We start from the raw sequence: 16375 nt of genomic DNA, 5'->3' as shown, positions 1-16375 counted from the left end.
GGGTGAAAAGATGATTGAACTATTTGTCATAAAAGAAACGGAGTGGCTCGAGCTTGTCACAGAAAGCGTAACGCTGGAAGGACACAGATATCAGGCGCCCCGCTCCATCGAAGCGACAATTGTCGTAAAGCAGGGCAGCCAGACGTATTACGGCGTATCAGAAGGGGATACGGTTTTGTTCAAATGGAACGGAAAAGAGCTGTTCCGCGGCATTGTCTTTGCAAGAACGCCGGATGAGCATACCGTCGCCTTCACCGCATACGATATGCTCCAATACCTTGTGAAAAACCAGGACGTTTATGTGTTTTCCAACAAGCGCGCCGATCAAATATTAAAAAGGATCGCCAGCGATTTTCAAATTCCCGTGACATCCATTGCCAACACAGGGCATACCATTAAATCACTCGTTTTCAAAAATGATACAAGCCTTTACGATATGATGTTAAAAGCGTTAAAACAGACAAAAAGCCAGACGGGCCGCAATTATCAGCTCTATTCAGAAAAAGGCAGACTCGGCTTGCGTGAATGGCCGGACCCGTCTGACATTTGGGTGCTGGAAACAGGAGTTAATATTACAGGGTATCAATACAGCACCTCAATTGATGATACCGCAACCCGTGTCGTCATGCGGCTGCAAAAAGACGATAAAACCGTGAAAGCTTCCGCGTCAGACAGCGCGGGCATGAAAACATTCGGCGTTTTACAGTATACCGAAACGGTTTCTGACGACATTAACGAAGTCCAGCTGAAACAGCGCGTAAAAGTGAAGCAGGCTGAGAAAAAAGGCGTTAAGAAAGAGCTGAAAAATATACAGGCGATCGGTATTCCGGGGTTGGAAAGCGGATTGCCGGTCTATATCTCAATTCCGGAAATCGGACTGAAGAAAACCTATTATGTAGATACGGACCGCCATGAATTCCAAGGAACAAAGCATACCATGACGATTGATGTCACGGAGAAAAATTCACTTCCGGAGGGGACATCCTGATGAGATTAAGCGATGCCATTAAACATTTAGCCGTCGGGGCGGTAGACGCCGAAGCGCCGGTTGAGCTGATGACGGCCGAAGTGACCTCGGTTTCGCCGCTCGAGCTGAAGCTGAAAGATCACGACAAACTTTTGATTCCGTCTGATGCACTCATTGTGCCGAAGCGGCTGAAATCCGGGGAAGATGATCAGCTTCAGGCAGGAGACCGGGTGATGACCGCCGCATTAACAGGAGGACAGTCCTTTTTTGTGCTGGATAAAATCTAACCGCATTCGATGAATGCCGGGAGTGTGACTTTGAAAATTCATCCGTCTGGACAGAAATGTATTAAAGATATCAGCCTGTTAAAGCCGCTTCATTTTCTGAAGAGGGCTTTTTCACATGAACAAATCAAAAAGGAGCGGGTGCAATGGCCCTGACACCGGAAATCGAATTTGAAGATTTGGAGGATGCGAGTGAGGCCATTGAAACTTCACAAACCTACCGAATTGATTTTGAAAACAACCGGATTACCAATGAACTGATAAACGGACTGGACGCCATCAGACAATTCGTCTATATCGCTCTTCACACAGAACGGTATTCATATTCGGTTTTCAGCCATGATATCGGGAATGAACTGCAGGAAGTGCTTTCTGATCAGAACACGACGGATGCTTATAAAAAAATGGAGATTCCAAGACTGATAGAAGAAGCCTTGCTGTATGATGACCGGATTTTGGCTGTTGCCAATTTTGAGATTGAGAAAAAAGATGATGCCTTCATCGTCTCTTTTACCGTTGAAGCGGATGAGGGCATGCTTGAGATAGAGGAGGTGCTGGGAGAGGATGTTTGAAGCTCAGACGTTTGACGGCATTATGGACAGAATGCTGGCGCGCATTACGGCGGATATTGATACGAGAGAAGGAAGCGTCATTTACAATGCGCTCGCGCCTGCGGCCGCTGAGCTCGCAAAGTCTTATATTTGGCTTGATACCGTGCTGGAGCTTGTTTTTTCCGATACGGCTCAAGGAGAATTTTTGGACAGGCGGGCTGCCGAAGCGGGAATTGAACGAACACCTGCCACAAAAGCGGTCAGAGCCGGAGAATTCACAGCGGGCATCACCATTCCGACAGGCTCCCGTTTTTTCGTCGATAACCTGTATTTTCAATATACGGAGGATGGAACGCTCGAATGTGAAACGGCCGGAGAAGCGGGGAATGCCGGCATTACAGGTCAAAATCTGCTGCCGCTTGATACGATTCCCGGGCTTGAGAAAGCGGTCATGGGCGATATATTAATTCCCGGCCGTGAGGAAGAAGATGACAGCAGCTTAAGGACACGATATTTTACCCGAGTCCGCCGGGAGGCAGTCAGCGCAAATAAACAGCATTATAAACAGTGGGCTGAAGAAGTGGACGGTGTCGGCAGAGCGAAAATCTTCCCGCTTTGGAACGGAGACGGAACGGTGAAAGTTGTCATCACAAATGCGAATTTGGAACCGGCATCAGATATTCTGATCAAGAAAGTAAAGGATTATATTGATCCCGATGAAGGCCAGGGAGAAGGCCAGGCGCCGATCGGAGCTGCAGTAACAGTGGAAAGCGCGGTATGGAAAGAGATTGAAATCTCCGCTTCCGTGCTGCCTGAGCTGAACAGCTCGATCGATGACGTGAAAGCGGAGATTGAAAAAGGCATCCTGAATTTATTTAAGAAAATGGCCTTCGAAGAAAACACCGTCCGCTTATCACAAATTAACAACATCGTTTATAACGCGGCATCCGTCAGTGACTACGCAGATATCAAAATGAACGGTGCGGCGGAAAATCTTGTGCTCAGTGATGTGGAAATTCCTAAACTCAAAGAGGTGACAATCCTTGAGCAGACTCGATGAGATGACGGCATACCTCCCGCCGTTTTTAACTCAATTAAAAGAGATGGCGGAAATTCTTGAGGCGGAAGCTCCCGAGTTTGAGCGGCAGAATAACGATATTTTCGATTTGACAGACCAGCTTTTTATTACGACGGCGACGTGGGGGCTTGACCGCTGGGAAAAAATATTAAAAATACCGCGGGAGTCAGGTGACACGGAAGACATGAGACGGCTCAGGCTGATCTCGAAGATGTCGAATATTCCGCCCATTACCCATCAAGCGATTGAGCAGGCGCTAAACCGTTTTTTAAAACATCCGTCAGCTTACGTTCGGATGTTTCCGGGGGAATATCGTTTTTATGCCGATATGGAGCTTGATGACCTGCAGCACATGAACGACCTGATTGAAACGCTTGAAAAAATCAAACCCGCTCATTTGGCGTATACACTCAGAGCCGCATTAAACGAAACACTGGAAATCAAAGACCGGGTCATTCTCAACAATCGGAGATACCGAAAAGTCAGCGAACTGAAGGTCGGTTATTCCGTCACACTCAACAATAACGAGGTGGTCTTACCATGATATCAGCCGCATATAGACAGCGTGCCGCAGCCGATTTGAAAAACAGGATCACAAAAGTGCTGTTAAACGGCAAAGAAACACCGATTGCGGACATTTCTGTAAAAGATGCCGCAGTCACCGTTCTCACACGCAGGGAAGAAGACATTAAACATATTGAAACCGTGCAGATGCTTGACGAAACAGGGAGCATCATCACAGAACGAAAAACAAATTTGGACCTCAGCAATAACAGAACGCTTGATTTAAGATTTACTTTTGAGGTGGTGTAACGATGGCTTACGAAGAAAAAACAGACTGGCTCCCGGACGATCCGATTAACGAAGATGACGTCAACCGCTGGGAAAAAGGCATAAAAGACGCACACACGGATCTGGCGGCCCATAAAAATGACATGAACAACCCGCACAAAACGACAAAGGCGCAAATCGGCCTCGGAAACGTGGATAACGTCCAGCAGGCAGCAAAAAAAGATTTCGACCAGCACCATCAAGATCAGGACCGGCATGTGACGAAGGAAGAGCGCCAGAAGTGGAATGACGGGCAGCTGTTTAAAATCACCGCCGATAACGGCACTCAAAAAATCAATTTAACTTCCGGCTCGTTTTATGACTCGTTAAAAGACGTTGGTTCTGTAACTTTTTACGGAACCAACGCAGTAACAGACAACCCATCAGATACAAGCTTACGCGGCATGCAATTAGTGGGGCAGCCGGGAATAGGTAATGGTTATGCCGTAGATGTGAAGGGTAACGCATGGTGGTTTTACTATAACTCTAATCAAACAGCAATCAATTGGTATCCTATAGAGTCTACAACTGATGTGCAATCAAAGATAGATGCCCATGCTAATAAAACAGATATTCACGTAACAAAATCCGATAAGGACAAATGGAATAATGCACAGTTATATAAATTAACTGATGCCCAAGGCTTCCGAACTAAGATCCCCGATGGTACTGATTTATTAACATTGCCCACTGGCCTCTATTTTGCAGTAGGAAATGTGGTAACAAATAATCCTGTTGCAGGAGATGCGTCTTGGTATAACTATGATGTTATTGAAACAGGCAATGGAGGCCGAAAAACTATATTAGCATCCAAAAGTTATGACGGAACCTTTTGGATGGCAACCATTCATACAGACGGCTTGTTTAAAGGATGGAATAAGATTGAGACTGAAACGGAATCCCAGAAAAAAGCAGACAAAGCTCTTTTTGAAGCGAAATCCTTTGTTCAAGAAAATTATTCAAATGATAGGCTCACTATTATTACTGGATCAAACGCGATAACTGATGCAAGAACAGGTGGCGATGAATATCCTAAGGGAATTACGATGATGGATATAGGGCAAGGGAACACCACTGGTTATCCGCTTACCTATGGAGTAGTAAAAAACGAGAGATATTCCGACTATAGATTCGCACAATATTTTTATGGGACGGGTAATGAATCCGGTACTTATTTCAATAGTACGGGGGTATGGTTACGACATTGGTGGAGTGGTTCAGGATGGACAAGATGGAGTAAAATTTCAGGGTTTGCCCATGCTAACATTGGAACGACTGGTGTTCAATATTTAGACAGCACTGAGCATACGAAAATTAAATTTAACAGAAAAATAAAGGACAGCCACAATGCGTTTGATATAAATAATAATAGGTTTATAGCCCCGAATGATGGTATGTATATGGTTGGAACCGGACTTTATATGATTAATTATCCGTCATATATTAACTTTCTTGTGAAGGTATATTTAAATGGGACGCATTATAAAAATCTTGATCATCTGAGGGGGTACTTCAACAATAGTTCAACAGAAATGAATGTATCCTTAAATGGCAATGCAACAGTCCCGATGAATAAAGGTGATTACTTAGAGATTTATTGTTATTGCAACTATGGAGGAGATATGTCTCTGAAAAGAGGTGTAGCTGATCAAAAAGGGATGTTTAATTTTTTTGATATACAGGAAATCGGAGGACTGAACTATCCGAGAGTAGACTAACGCAACTCAGGGAGGAAATAATGAATATAGGGAAAGCAATTCTATATCAATATCCAAAATCAGATCCCACTAAAGACTTCATTGTTCAAAATGACGGGAACGGTACTTCGTCATATATAGCTCAATGGAACCTCAACGCTCCCATACCTACTAAAGAACAGCTTGAGGCGTGGTGGGAGGAACTGCAAAAAAATCCGCCATATGAGCCGGCTGATCAAATAGAAATGCTTGCACAGGAGCTGTCAAAGGAAAAACTTGCGCGCAAGCAGCTGGAAGAGCTGAACGGAAAGCTCGGAAATGCACTGTCAGACGTTAAGCTTACACTTTTATCATTGAAAGGAGAAAATGCATAATGAATTTTTGGGTGCTGGCGCTTCATTATCAGTGGGCGACGACAGATATGGTTAAACAAGCTTTGCGTTATAAAGACTGTTCGATAGAAGATCTGCAAGAAGGGGTTCGTCAGTCTCTGATATCGTCCGATCAATATGAGGAGATCACAGGTAAAGCCATGTAAGGCTTTTTTATTTTGGTTTTTTTTGAAATAAACAGAAAAAGGAGGATGATGATCGTGAAATATCAATATGAGTTTCCGGCAGACCGGAGCGGAAAAGCAGGTGCTGTAAAGCCTTACAGAGGAGAAAAAACAGATTTTGTAACACCTGTATCTCATTTATCGGGCGTGGCCGAGCTGTTAACTAACTCGGTTCTGAAAGCGACAGAGGTCTACAATCAATACGGACAGGATCGCCTTGGTGCAGTGCTTATTTCTAAAGTAAAAGGATTTGCCTATGCTGATCGCGGAGGCACGCTGTTTATTGAAGAAAGTGACAATAACTTTTCATGGTCAACCACTGCAGCAATTGAGGTTGCTCCGGGTGAGCTTTCTGCGTCTAAATGGGTGTATCTTACTAAAAGGTATTATCGTTTCCGATATGTGAACGGGAATTTGCAGCAATCTGAATTTGTCCTTTATCAATCACTTGGTGCGGGAGAAATCGATATTCAATTGCAAAAAACAAAGCCCTTACCTGTAGACATTAATCAAAGCCAGAGCGACTTTGTTTTTCATCATCAGACCGAAAGCACCGCCGAAGGAGCTGTTTTTTCTGTAAATAAGGAGAAAAAACTGCTCGTCGAAATCACCGGCACGGCTGAGTCGAGCCATGTCGCGTTTTGGGGAAGGTCTATCTCGGGGAAAAATGTGCCGATCAGGGGAATCAGATCTGACGACGGAACCCCAGCCGCCGGCACGTCAGGCACAGAAGAAGTGTGGTTATTTGATATTGCCGGCTTTAAAGAAATCGTCATGGAAATCAAGAGCATTTCCGGTGGCAGCCTGTCTGTCAAAGGCACGGCATTTTCTTAAGAATGAAGCTTCCGAAGGGAGGTGAGAACAATGTAAGAGGGGGGAGCAGAAGTGCTTCTGGATGAACAAGCGGTGCAAAAAGAATTCGCTGGCATCAAAGGTGAACAAAAGGTGCTTGAACAGCGGGTGGCCGCATTAGAGCGGGTATCCGACCGGCAGGATCAGCAAATCATGACGCTGAATGAAAAACTGAACAAAATTGACGAAAACACAACATGGATTAAGCGGACCATTACAGGAGCGATCGTGACAGCAATCTGCACGGGCGTCATTGGCGGAGCCATCGCCATCATGTACAATCTGCTGCAAAAGTAAGGGGGAAACCGATATGAAATTCGCGGACAAAGGCACGGTCGTCAGGACGGTGCTTCTTTTGCTTGCTTTATTAAACCAGACTTTGCTGATGTTCGGCAAATCGCCGCTTGATATTCAGGAGGACCAGGTCAGCCAGCTTGCAGATACACTGTATGCCGCCGGGTCGGCCGTTTTTACGATCGTAACGACAGCCGCAGCCTGGTTTAAAAACAATTACGTCACAGCAAAAGGGAAAAAACAGCAGGCTTTATTAAAAATAAACAATTTATCGAAATAGGAGAGATGAGAACATGGTGAAAATCACACAGGATTTTATCCCTGCAGGAAACAATAACCGCCCCGGCTATGCAATGACACCGATTTACATTACGGTGCACAATACGGCCAATACCGCAGCCGGCGCTAACGCCAAAAGTCACGCAAACTATGTGAAAAACCCCGATACGCCGACAAGCTGGCATTTCACAGTCGATGATACAGAAATTTATCAGCATCTTCCGCTCAACGAAAGCGGCTGGCATGCCGGAGACGGAAACGGGGACGGCAACCGCAAATCTATCGGTATTGAAATTTGTGAAAACGCCGACGGCAACTTTTCAAAGGCCGTGGCAAACGCCCAATGGCTCATCCGCACATTAATGACGTCGCACGGCATCCCGCTTTCAAATGTCGTTGCGCACAAACATTGGTCAGGAAAGCTTTGCCCGAGAAGACTGTTGGATACATGGGACGAATTTAAAGCGGGAATCGGTTCTGAGGAAAGACAGACGTATACTGTTCAAAAAGGAGATACGCTGTCGGCCATCGCGCGAAAATTCGGCGTCAGCGTGGCTGATCTGCAGAAATGGAATAACATCGCAGACCCGAACCTGATTAAAGTCGGACAAGTGCTGTTTGTCAGCCCGCCGGTTGAAGCACTGTATCCTCTTCCTGATGAGGTGATTCAGCTGACAGAGCCGTACACATCCGGTGAAAAAGTATACCAGGTGCAAAACGCGCTCGCCGCGCTTTATTTTTACCCTGAAAAAGGAGCTGTCAATAACGGCATTGACGGCATCTACGGACCGAAAACCGCAAATGCCGTGGCCCGATTCCAATCTGTAAACGGACTGCCGTCTGACGGCATCTACGGTCCCGCTGTAAAAGCGAAAATTCTGATGCAGCTTTAAAAAATAAAAGGCTGGGTCCCGATCACATTACGGGATTCAGCCTTTCTTCTTTTTTAATCGGTTCAATAGCCCGAGACTCCTCGCCCGCATCCTCAGCGAATAAGCGGAAAGCCCGAACCGTCCGTAATCCACAAACTTTACACGCCTTACAATTTTCTTCACATCATCACCTGTCGCATCTCTTTGTTGATTTTATTATATGAAATATAAGGAAAAAAGGAATAAGGACAAGAGCCGTGTCTCCTGTCCTTAGTGTAATCAAGCTTTTTTTTGTTTATACTTGTCAATCAGCCGTTCGTTTTCTTTGAAAATTCTGGCGGTATGAGGGCTGACTTGGTAACTTGCGATACTTGTCATTGAGCGTTTTTTAAACATTTTGAACGGTTTCGCTCTTTGTTCCGGCTGCCCGTTTTGAAATGCCTGCTCCATTATCCGTCACCTTCCTCTTCCTCTTCTATTGGCAGCATTAAATCATAAATGCTCGTGAGCGATGTGAAAAGCAAATAATCGAATTCCGTCAACAGGGTTTCTGACGTCAGTTTGATCACATAATGGCGGTCCTGGACTGTAAACGGAATAAGCACAAGCCTGCCCTTTTGATCATAGTAGACGTCTTTTCGGTTAAGGCGGGACTGAACGTCTGCCGCATCAGGCATATGCTCCGTCAATCGGTCCTTATCCGACTGTGCCGAATAGTCGCACAATGAAGCCGTGACATTCATTTTTTCTGCATAAGCGGCCAGCAGTCTGCTGATGCCTTCTGCATAAGCTTCTGTACTTCCATAATATACATGGATCGGTTCATTTTTCAACAGATATTGATAGGTTTTCAGTTTTTCAAGATAGGAGTGAAGCATTTCGTTATTTTCTTCCAAAATCTCCCTCGTGTCCGTCTCTAATTCATTGCCGGCGAGCTTTTTGATATATGCGCTCAAAAAGATAAACGCATCAATAAGAGCAAAGCAGACGGCAACAATCAAATATTGTCTCCATGCGGAAAAGAGCGATTCGGGATCATATGTCCAATAGACCATGGAGCCCAGTACAAATAGTAAATACCACGTTTTACGGATGGCAAACATTTTTTCTTTTACCTTTGCCTCATACCGCCAGGATGCGTACACATATAAAATGAGTGCGGCGGCCATCGTCCACACCATAATCTGAAAAAACATAAGCATGAGCATCCCTCACAATTCGAAAAATGGTCTGCTATGTTCATTCTATGTCATGACATCATTTTCCTGTCACAAAAAAAACCGCTTCTGTAAAGAAGCGGATGCCGTCATTAGAAAAAGAGATCTAAGATGAAAAAGGCGATGGCGCCGAGTGTACCTGCAATCGGCAGGGTGATGACCCATGTAATGAGCATCCGTTTAGCCGTTCCCCAGTTTACGCCTTTTACGCGGTGGGAAGCGCCCACACCGAGAATGGAAGACGAAATGACGTGCGTCGTGCTGACAGGGAGATGAATAAACGTGGCCCCGAAAATAATGGCTGCGCCGGTTAAGTCGGCAGATACGCCGTTTACCGGACGGATTTTCATAATTTTACCGCCGACGGTTTTAATGATTTTCCAGCCGCCGATGGATGTGCCGAGACCCATTGCCAGGGCACAGGAGAGCTGCACCCAGAAAGGAATCGTATCACTTTTATGTAAATTGGCCGTCATAAGCGCCATCGTAATGATACCCATCGCTTTTTGCGCGTCGTTTGTTCCGTGTGTATAGGACTGAATGGCAGCCGTCAAAATCTGCACTCTGCGGAAGCGTTTATTTGTTTTCGCCAGATTGCTGTCTTTAAAAATCAGCTTCACGATCGAATAGACGATAAAGCCGAGAACAAAGGCGATGATCGGTGATAAAATAAGTGCTTCGATAATTTTAATGAACCCTTTATAATTAAGCGTCGCAAAACCTGATGCTGCAATGGCCGCACCGGCGATCGCTCCGATAATCGCATGTGAAGAGCTGCTCGGAATGCCGAAATACCATGTGATCAAGTTCCAGACGATTGCGGCGAGTAAAGCAGCAAGAATGACAACCGATCCGTTGTCTAATGTATAAGGATTCACAATATCTTTCGTAATGGTTTTCGCCACGCCGGTAAACGTCATCGCTCCGAGAAAGTTCATGATGGCGGCCATGATAATCGCGTGCCGCGGCTTCAGCGCTTTTGTCGAAACTGAGGTGGCGATTGCGTTGGCGGTATCGTGAAATCCGTTAATGAAGTCAAATACCAAAGCGCAAATGACAATTAATATCGTTAAAAGTAATAGAGTATCCATTATAACCCCTCGTTACGCGTTTTTCATAATGATGGTTTCAAGATTATTGGCAACGCTTTGGCAAGAGTCAGCAATTTCTTCAAGCGTTTCGTAAATTTCACGATATTGGATCACTTTGATCGGATCTGTTTCATGGCCGAAAAGATTTTTTAATGATTTTCTGTGCAGGTTGTCACAGTTGTGCTCATACTCTTTAATTTTGATGGCGTGAGGCTGAATGTCCTTTAAGCGGTTTTCTGCCAACAGCTCAGTTGCAATTAAAATTTCTTTCGCACATTCTCTGATATATCCGCTGAATTTGTCGATATGCTCGTCTGATGAAGTAATTGAGAAAATCTCCATCATGGCAGAGAAATGTTCAATTCCGTCAAGCACATCATCCAGGCTGTTTGTCAGCTGAAGGATATCTTCGCGTTCAATAGGAGTGATGAATGCTTTGTTAAGCTCTTTAATCATGACATGAACATGATTGTCACCTTTTGTTTCGTATTCTTTTAACGTATCTGCAAATTCTTTAAGTGTTGTTTGGTTTGTGACTTTAAAGTTCACAAAATACTCTGCAGTTTCATCTATATTTTTTGCGATTTCTGTTAAAAGGAGTGAGAACTTATCTTTTTTTCTTTTTATCATTAAAAACCCTCCATTGTTTGAATGAGACAATGCACACATCAAATTATTATATAGCCTTTTGTCGAAAAAAAACAGATAAAGTCGAAAAAAACGCCTCTTGATTTTTTCGTAAAAACGTGTCTCATCCTGTTTTTCTTATGTTACCCACTTTGCCAAAAAAACGTAACATACTTCGAATTCAGACATCTTGCTTAAAAAGTATAACAAAAGATGTGAATTTGCTGTCAACTTTTGCACGTGATTTTGCCGAAAAAAAACGGCTCCCGTAAAAGGAACCGTTTTTGTCAGTCATTTCTGCCGTTTTTCAGCCAAAAATAAAGCGGGAGTCCGGCAAGACCGATCAAGATGGAAAGCCCGCAGCTCAGTGTATCTGTAATGATCGTGCTGATCAGCACAAACAGTGAACCCGCTATGGCCAAAACAGGAATGACCGGATACAGAGGCACGCTGTAGGCGCGCGGTTTTCCGCCGCTTTTTTTTCTTAGGATGAAAACGGCGAAAAAGGCCATGACGTAAAAAATATAAATCATGAAAATAGAGATTTCAGACAGTTTATCGGGATTGCTGATGATCATAAAAATAATGGCCAGCGCGATCTGAAATGACACGGCAATCCAAGGAGTGCGGAACGTCGGATGCACCCGTGAAATCTGTCTGGCAAACGGCAGCTGTTTCCGTTCCGCCATTGCAAACGAGACACGCGGAAAAGCGAGAATCTTTCCGTTTAAACAGCCGAAAATGCTGACGATGATCCCGACGCTGATCAATTTTCCTCCGATACCGCCAAACAGCATTCCGGCAGCGGTGCCTGTGGCGTTTTCACCGAGTTTGACAATGTCGGTCGCGGGAAGAATGTGCAGCAGTGCGAAGTTAATGAAAAGATAAATGGCGGTGACAACCAAAAGTCCGCCCGTCATCGCTCTCGGGAGAAGTTTTTCCGGGTTTTTCATTTCACCGCCGAGAGCCGCAAGCAGAATCCAGCCGTCATAGGCAAACAAGGTAGCCAGTATGGCGGCGCCGAAATTCATTTCCGACATGCTGCTTGTGACGGCTGTGAAAATATGCTGATCGCCTTTCCAAAGGCCGAACACAATCATGCAGATAATCGGAATCAATTTGCCGACCGTCGTAATTCCCTGAACGATGCCGCCATATTTCGTTCCGATAATATTAATGATGCTTAAAAACAAAACGGCTGCAATTCCGATCAATTTAGACCAGCCGGAATCCCAATTGAACAAGTGCGCCATCAAAGAGCCGAAATACAAGCCGATTGCTCCGATAATCGCGGGGCCGTAAATGATGATTTGCACCCAGCCGCACAAAAAGCCCCAAAATTCGCCGTACACTTCTTCAAGGTATGTATAAAGTCCGCCCGTCTTCGGAATTTGAGTGCCGATTTCCGCAACGGTCAAGCCGCCTGCAAGCGTCAAAATGCCTCCTAACAGCCACGCGATAAGCGCGGTTTTTGCATCACCGGAGTAGGCAAGCACGGCGCCTGGTTTCATAAATACGCCGGAACCGATGATGGTGCCGATAACAAGTGAGAGGGCGATGGTAAGGCCGATCTCTTTTTTTAGTCCGTTTTCTTCAATCTGCATATCCTTTCCCTCCAGATGTAAAATCGTCATGCTGAAAAAACTATTTTCCATATTGTAAACCCTAATTGCTGAAACACGAATAAAATAAATTTTCTGATTTCGGTTTTTTGCTTAAAAACAAAGGTTTTCGCTTTTGATAAGGAAAATATCTTATTTTAAAAACGAACAATAAGAGTTTTTAAATCCCTATAGTTCGTTGTTTTTAAAGGCGGAAATCTGCAGTTCGTCGGCAAAGCAGATGTGTTGACTTTATGCTCCGGATAACATAAATTGTATATATAAAATATCTCGAAATCGAGATAATTGAGTGGAGGATAACATAATGAAAGTTAACGGAATACACCATGTATCAGCAATGACGGCTGATGCGCAGAAAAATTTAGATTTCTATCGGGACATCCTGGGGCTGAAACTTGTGAAAAAGTCCGTAAACCAAGATGAACCGACGATGTATCATTTGTTTTACGGTGATGAAACAGCCAATCCGGGATCTGAATTGACGTTTTTCGAAATTCCGCGGATTGCGCCGTTTCATGCGGGAACAAACAGTATTTCTTCAATCGGCCTGCGCGTCCCGGACGCACAAGCGCTGCAATATTGGAAAAAACGATTTGAAGAGCATCAGGTCGCTCATGGCGACATCATGACAATAGCGGGCAGAGAGACACTCGCTTTTCAGGATCATGAAGGACAGCGGCTTGTACTGACGGCTGACGAAAAAGGAAAAGACATCGGTGAAGCGGTGAAACAAAGCGGCATTCCGGAAGAATATTCTTTCCGCGGTCTTGGGCCCGTTGAATTGACCGTCCCGTATGCGGAGCCGACGCTGCGTGTGTTAACCGATGTGCTCGGCTTCACTGAAATCGGAAAAGAAACGCATGAAGACCGGGGCTCAGTTACAGTGCTGGAATCAGGAAACGGAGGCGCGCGCACGGAAGTCCATCTGATTGAAAGAAACGATCTTCCGCGCGAGCGTCCGGGGAAAGGCAGCGTGCACCATGTGGCCTTCCGCGTTCAGAATGAAGAGGAGCTTGCTTTATGGCACCGCATCATTACAAAAGAAGGCTTCAGCAACTCAGGCATCGTAGAGCGTTATTATTTCAAAGCGCTGTACTTCCGGGAACCGAACGGAATTCTGTTTGAATTGTCAACGGACGGTCCGGGATTTATGGTCGATGAAAAACCTGAGGAGCTCGGCAAAACGGTTGCGCTACCGCCTTATCTCGAACACCGCCGATCTGAAATAGAAGCGCGGCTGAAACCGATTCAATAAATCAGGAATAATGACAGATGCCTCCCGGCTTGAGGGAGGCATCTTTTTTTGCTTTCTGAACCGTTTTGTCCTTCTTTTTACCCATTTGTAAACGGCAAAATAATTGTCTTTGTTTATTAATGAATTTTTCACATTTGGTTGTTACACTTGTTCAAAGTTCAACCAAAGGAGTGAAAATACAGGTGAAAATGAAAAAACGCGAGGTAGACACGGTCTTAATCCTCATTTTACTCGCTTCCGCATTCTTGAATATGTACAACATCTGGAATGACGATACGGTGAACCCTTATTACACCGCAGCGGTAACGAGTATGCTTCAAAGCTTTCATAATTTCTTTTACGCTTCATTTGACGCAGCCGGATTTATCACGGTAGATAAACCGCCTGTTACATACCAGATTCAAACGATCAGCGCGCTGATTTTCGGTATGCACGGGTGGAGTGTCATCCTGCCTCAAGCATTGGCGGGTGTAGGCTCGGTTCTATTCATGTACTTATTAATAAAGCCGACGTTCGGAAAAACGGCGGCCCGCATCGCCTCATTTGTCATGGCATGCACCCCGATCGCTGCAGCGGTCGCGCGGACAAACAATGTCGATGCTTTACTTGTCTTTTTCCTGCTGTTCGCCACATGGCTCCTCTTTAAAGCGATTCGAAAAGGAAAACTGATTTGGCTTCTGGCGGCGTTCTTTGTCGTCGGGGTAGGCTTTAATACAAAAATGCTTCAAGCTTATATGATTTTACCGGCTTTCTTGCTGTTCTATATGATTGCGGCAAATACAACCATTAAGAAAAAAATCATTTCATTGGTAAGCGCGCTGGCCGTATTAGCGGCCGTTTCGTTGTCATGGCCGCTCATTGTTGACAATATCCCTGCCGGCAAACGGCCATATGTCGGAAGCAGCCAGACCAACTCCGTATTGGAATTGGCTTTCGGATATAACGGGATTCAGAGGCTGACAGGCCAAAGTTCGGGCGGCGGTCAGGGCATGCCGCACGGAAACGCTTCGAAAGAAAAGGCTTCTTCCGCCGGTTCTTCACAACTGCAGGCGCCGCCCGGTCAGTCTTCAAGCGAAGGCAAATCTCAAAACGGCAACATGACGGGACCTCCATCTAACGGGCAAATGCCGAATGGCGGTCAAGGAGGCCCTCCAAGCGGCGGAGGAAAAGGAGGCGCAGGCACCGGCTCGAAAATGCAATCTGGTTCAGGAATGTTCGGCACGGGAACCCCTGGTCCGCTGAGACTCTTCCAACAAGAATTATCTGATCAGATCAGCTGGCTCCTGCCGTTTGCGATTTTTGGAATGGCCGGTTTACTGATCGCCGGAGCGAGAGAAAGAAGAAGATTGTCAGAAGAACAGAAGGAAACGATCTTTTGGGCAGCGTGGCTTGTGCCGATTGCCGGATTCTTCAGTGTGGCGGAGTTTTTCCACCATTATTATCTCATTATGCTGGCGCCTCCGATTGCGGCACTTGCCGGTGCGGGATGGGTCGCCCTCGTCCATCTGTACCGCACGGAGACAGGCTGGAAGTCTTGGCTTCTGCCGGCCGCTATTCTTGTGACAACCGGATTTGAGCTGTTTATCCTCAGAAACTGGATTGACCAAATCGGCGCAGGCTGGAGCATCGGTGTTGGTGTTATCGGAGCTTTGTCAGCAATCGCTCTGTCCGTGTTCAAACAGCGTCAAAAACCGCTCAGTTATTATCTGTCACTTGCCGCTCTTCTCGTCTTGCTGGTGATGCCGATATATTGGGCGAGCACACCGCTTCTGTACGGGGGCAACAGCTCATTGCCTGAAACAGGCCCCCAGCTTGCATCAACAAGCGGGAAGGGCATGGGAATGAATAACGCCTCTGTAAATAAAAAACTGATCAGCTATTTAGAGAAACATAACGCCGGAGCGGACTATCTATTTGCAACAACCGATTCCAACACAGCGGCGCCTTACATTATCAAAACGAAAAAAGCGGTCATGGCGATCGGCGGATTCAGCGGATCTGACCCGGCCATCACGCTGACTCAATTTAAAAAGCTCGTAAAAGAAGGGAAAGTAAAATACTTCTTAACATCCGGAATGGGCAAAGGCGGAAACAACGAAATTGTTGAATGGGTTGAGAAAAACGGTAAGAAAGTATCTTCAGATAAATGGCAAACAAGCACAGATCAGCAAACGAAAAATCATGATGCAGCTGATACAAAGCGCAGCAAGGCTACAAGTAAAAACAGCCGGATGGGCGGCGGCCCCGGCGGAATGAATCAGTCAGCTTCACTATACGAACTGCAATCTGATGAATAGGAGGA

Annotated in this window: 21 protein-coding genes; 15 read left to right on the top strand and 6 right to left on the bottom strand. The window is 45.5% G+C overall.

The features are described 5' to 3' along the window. Positions 1-10: 10 nt before the first annotated feature. The 13 genes from AUL54_RS04265 (at position 11) to AUL54_RS04205 (ending at position 8282) form a co-directional block, all read left to right on the top strand. On the top strand, positions 11-988 hold the full coding sequence (locus AUL54_RS04265) for an XkdQ/YqbQ family protein (RefSeq protein WP_060963008.1): 978 nt from the start codon (positions 11-13) through the stop codon (positions 986-988). Then, positions 988-1254, top strand: a complete 267-nt coding sequence (locus AUL54_RS04260; protein ID WP_060963007.1) for a DUF2577 family protein — start codon at positions 988-990, stop codon at positions 1252-1254. The genes AUL54_RS04265 and AUL54_RS04260 overlap by 1 nt, the downstream gene beginning before the upstream one ends. Positions 1255-1397: 143 nt before the next feature. Further along, positions 1398-1823 (top strand): DUF2634 domain-containing protein, encoded by a 426-nt coding sequence (locus AUL54_RS04255; RefSeq protein WP_060963006.1) that lies wholly within the window; start codon positions 1398-1400, stop codon positions 1821-1823. Beyond that, entirely contained in the window at positions 1816-2862 is a 1047-nt protein-coding gene (locus AUL54_RS04250) for a baseplate J/gp47 family protein (protein WP_060963005.1), read from the top strand. The genes AUL54_RS04255 and AUL54_RS04250 overlap by 8 nt, the downstream gene beginning before the upstream one ends. Continuing rightward, positions 2846-3424 (top strand): YmfQ family protein, encoded by a 579-nt coding sequence (locus AUL54_RS04245; RefSeq protein ID WP_060963004.1) that lies wholly within the window; start codon positions 2846-2848, stop codon positions 3422-3424. Before AUL54_RS04250 ends, AUL54_RS04245 begins: the two co-directional genes overlap by 17 nt. Further along, the gene (locus tag AUL54_RS04240) at positions 3421-3693 is read left to right on the top strand and encodes a hypothetical protein (RefSeq protein ID WP_016936435.1); all 273 of its coding nucleotides are present in this window, start codon (positions 3421-3423) and stop codon (positions 3691-3693) included. The genes AUL54_RS04245 and AUL54_RS04240 overlap by 4 nt, the downstream gene beginning before the upstream one ends. Positions 3694-3695: 2 nt before the next feature. Next, positions 3696-5429, top strand: coding sequence for a hypothetical protein (locus tag AUL54_RS04235; RefSeq protein ID WP_060963003.1), 1734 nt, complete (start codon positions 3696-3698; stop codon positions 5427-5429). Positions 5430-5449: 20 nt separating this feature from the next. Next, positions 5450-5782 carry an XkdW family protein gene (locus AUL54_RS04230; RefSeq protein WP_060963002.1) on the top strand — a complete coding sequence of 111 codons (333 nt, stop codon included), beginning with the start codon at positions 5450-5452 and terminating at the stop codon, positions 5780-5782. After that, positions 5782-5946, top strand: coding sequence for an XkdX family protein (locus AUL54_RS04225; protein WP_060963001.1), 165 nt, complete (start codon positions 5782-5784; stop codon positions 5944-5946). Before AUL54_RS04230 ends, AUL54_RS04225 begins: the two co-directional genes overlap by 1 nt. A gap of 51 nt (positions 5947-5997) precedes the next feature. Then, positions 5998-6798: a phage-like element PBSX protein XepA gene (xepA, locus tag AUL54_RS04220; RefSeq protein WP_060965050.1), complete on the top strand. Its 801-nt coding sequence runs from the start codon at positions 5998-6000 to the stop codon at positions 6796-6798. Positions 6799-6849: 51 nt separating this feature from the next. Then, positions 6850-7113, top strand: coding sequence for a hemolysin XhlA family protein (locus AUL54_RS04215; RefSeq protein WP_003154815.1), 264 nt, complete (start codon positions 6850-6852; stop codon positions 7111-7113). Positions 7114-7126: 13 nt separating this feature from the next. Next, positions 7127-7390, top strand: a complete 264-nt coding sequence (locus AUL54_RS04210; RefSeq protein ID WP_016936430.1) for a phage holin — start codon at positions 7127-7129, stop codon at positions 7388-7390. A 13-nt stretch (positions 7391-7403) separates the two neighbouring features. Beyond that, positions 7404-8282 carry an N-acetylmuramoyl-L-alanine amidase gene (locus AUL54_RS04205; RefSeq protein ID WP_060963000.1) on the top strand — a complete coding sequence of 293 codons (879 nt, stop codon included), beginning with the start codon at positions 7404-7406 and terminating at the stop codon, positions 8280-8282. Positions 8283-8318: 36 nt separating this feature from the next. On the opposite strand, the gene AUL54_RS21075 is transcribed toward AUL54_RS04205, so the two are convergent. The 6 genes from AUL54_RS21075 to AUL54_RS04180 form a co-directional block, all read right to left on the bottom strand. After that, positions 8319-8444 carry a hypothetical protein gene (locus AUL54_RS21075; RefSeq protein ID WP_141228459.1) on the bottom strand — a complete coding sequence of 42 codons (126 nt, stop codon included), beginning with the start codon at positions 8442-8444 and terminating at the stop codon, positions 8319-8321. A gap of 96 nt (positions 8445-8540) precedes the next feature. Next, positions 8541-8711, bottom strand: a complete 171-nt coding sequence (locus tag AUL54_RS04200) for a type II toxin-antitoxin system SpoIISB family antitoxin (protein ID WP_003154807.1) — start codon at positions 8709-8711, stop codon at positions 8541-8543. Beyond that, positions 8711-9463, bottom strand: a complete 753-nt coding sequence (locus AUL54_RS04195; protein WP_060962999.1) for a type II toxin-antitoxin system SpoIISA family toxin — start codon at positions 9461-9463, stop codon at positions 8711-8713. Before AUL54_RS04195 ends, AUL54_RS04200 begins: the two co-directional genes overlap by 1 nt. Positions 9464-9570: 107 nt before the next feature. Continuing rightward, positions 9571-10569, bottom strand: coding sequence for an inorganic phosphate transporter (locus AUL54_RS04190; protein ID WP_044802872.1), 999 nt, complete (start codon positions 10567-10569; stop codon positions 9571-9573). 12 nt (positions 10570-10581) lie between these two features. Then, the gene (locus tag AUL54_RS04185) at positions 10582-11199 is read right to left on the bottom strand and encodes a DUF47 domain-containing protein (RefSeq protein ID WP_032874614.1); all 618 of its coding nucleotides are present in this window, start codon (positions 11197-11199) and stop codon (positions 10582-10584) included. A 284-nt stretch (positions 11200-11483) separates the two neighbouring features. Further along, positions 11484-12800 carry an APC family permease gene (locus AUL54_RS04180; protein WP_060962998.1) on the bottom strand — a complete coding sequence of 439 codons (1317 nt, stop codon included), beginning with the start codon at positions 12798-12800 and terminating at the stop codon, positions 11484-11486. Between the two features lie 322 nt (positions 12801-13122). On the opposite strand from AUL54_RS04180, the gene AUL54_RS04175 reads away from it, so the two are divergent. Continuing rightward, on the top strand, positions 13123-14073 hold the full coding sequence (locus AUL54_RS04175) for a ring-cleaving dioxygenase (protein WP_060962997.1): 951 nt from the start codon (positions 13123-13125) through the stop codon (positions 14071-14073). Positions 14074-14255: 182 nt separating this feature from the next. Next, positions 14256-16370 (top strand): ArnT family glycosyltransferase, encoded by a 2115-nt coding sequence (locus tag AUL54_RS04170; RefSeq protein WP_060962996.1) that lies wholly within the window; start codon positions 14256-14258, stop codon positions 16368-16370. Positions 16371-16375 lie beyond the last annotated feature (5 nt).

The sequence above is a fragment of the Bacillus sp. SDLI1 genome (genome assembly GCF_001553895.1).
Classification (GTDB): domain Bacteria; phylum Bacillota; class Bacilli; order Bacillales; family Bacillaceae; genus Bacillus; species Bacillus siamensis.
This window is presented reverse-complemented; position numbering and strand designations above follow the sequence as displayed.

What these genes read in the sequence shown, in the direction of transcription:
- AUL54_RS04190 (WP_044802872.1), bottom strand. Translation starts at nt 10,569, where the DNA reads ATGGATACTCTATTACTTTTAACGATATTAATTGTCATTTGCGCTTTG.
- AUL54_RS04255 (WP_060963006.1), top strand. Translation starts at nt 1,398, where the DNA reads ATGGCCCTGACACCGGAAATCGAATTTGAAGATTTGGAGGATGCGAGT.
- AUL54_RS04240 (WP_016936435.1), top strand. Translation starts at nt 3,421, where the DNA reads ATGATATCAGCCGCATATAGACAGCGTGCCGCAGCCGATTTGAAAAAC.
- AUL54_RS04235 (WP_060963003.1), top strand. Translation starts at nt 3,696, where the DNA reads ATGGCTTACGAAGAAAAAACAGACTGGCTCCCGGACGATCCGATTAAC.
- AUL54_RS04230 (WP_060963002.1), top strand. Translation starts at nt 5,450, where the DNA reads ATGAATATAGGGAAAGCAATTCTATATCAATATCCAAAATCAGATCCC.
- AUL54_RS04205 (WP_060963000.1), top strand. Translation starts at nt 7,404, where the DNA reads ATGGTGAAAATCACACAGGATTTTATCCCTGCAGGAAACAATAACCGC.
- AUL54_RS04200 (WP_003154807.1), bottom strand. Translation starts at nt 8,711, where the DNA reads ATGGAGCAGGCATTTCAAAACGGGCAGCCGGAACAAAGAGCGAAACCG.
- AUL54_RS04185 (WP_032874614.1), bottom strand. Translation starts at nt 11,199, where the DNA reads ATGATAAAAAGAAAAAAAGATAAGTTCTCACTCCTTTTAACAGAAATC.
- AUL54_RS04175 (WP_060962997.1), top strand. Translation starts at nt 13,123, where the DNA reads ATGAAAGTTAACGGAATACACCATGTATCAGCAATGACGGCTGATGCG.
- AUL54_RS04250 (WP_060963005.1), top strand. Translation starts at nt 1,816, where the DNA reads ATGTTTGAAGCTCAGACGTTTGACGGCATTATGGACAGAATGCTGGCG.
- AUL54_RS04265 (WP_060963008.1), top strand. Translation starts at nt 11, where the DNA reads ATGATTGAACTATTTGTCATAAAAGAAACGGAGTGGCTCGAGCTTGTC.
- AUL54_RS04225 (WP_060963001.1), top strand. Translation starts at nt 5,782, where the DNA reads ATGAATTTTTGGGTGCTGGCGCTTCATTATCAGTGGGCGACGACAGAT.
- AUL54_RS04210 (WP_016936430.1), top strand. Translation starts at nt 7,127, where the DNA reads ATGAAATTCGCGGACAAAGGCACGGTCGTCAGGACGGTGCTTCTTTTG.
- AUL54_RS04195 (WP_060962999.1), bottom strand. Translation starts at nt 9,463, where the DNA reads ATGCTTATGTTTTTTCAGATTATGGTGTGGACGATGGCCGCCGCACTC.
- AUL54_RS04180 (WP_060962998.1), bottom strand. Translation starts at nt 12,800, where the DNA reads ATGCAGATTGAAGAAAACGGACTAAAAAAAGAGATCGGCCTTACCATC.
- AUL54_RS04260 (WP_060963007.1), top strand. Translation starts at nt 988, where the DNA reads ATGAGATTAAGCGATGCCATTAAACATTTAGCCGTCGGGGCGGTAGAC.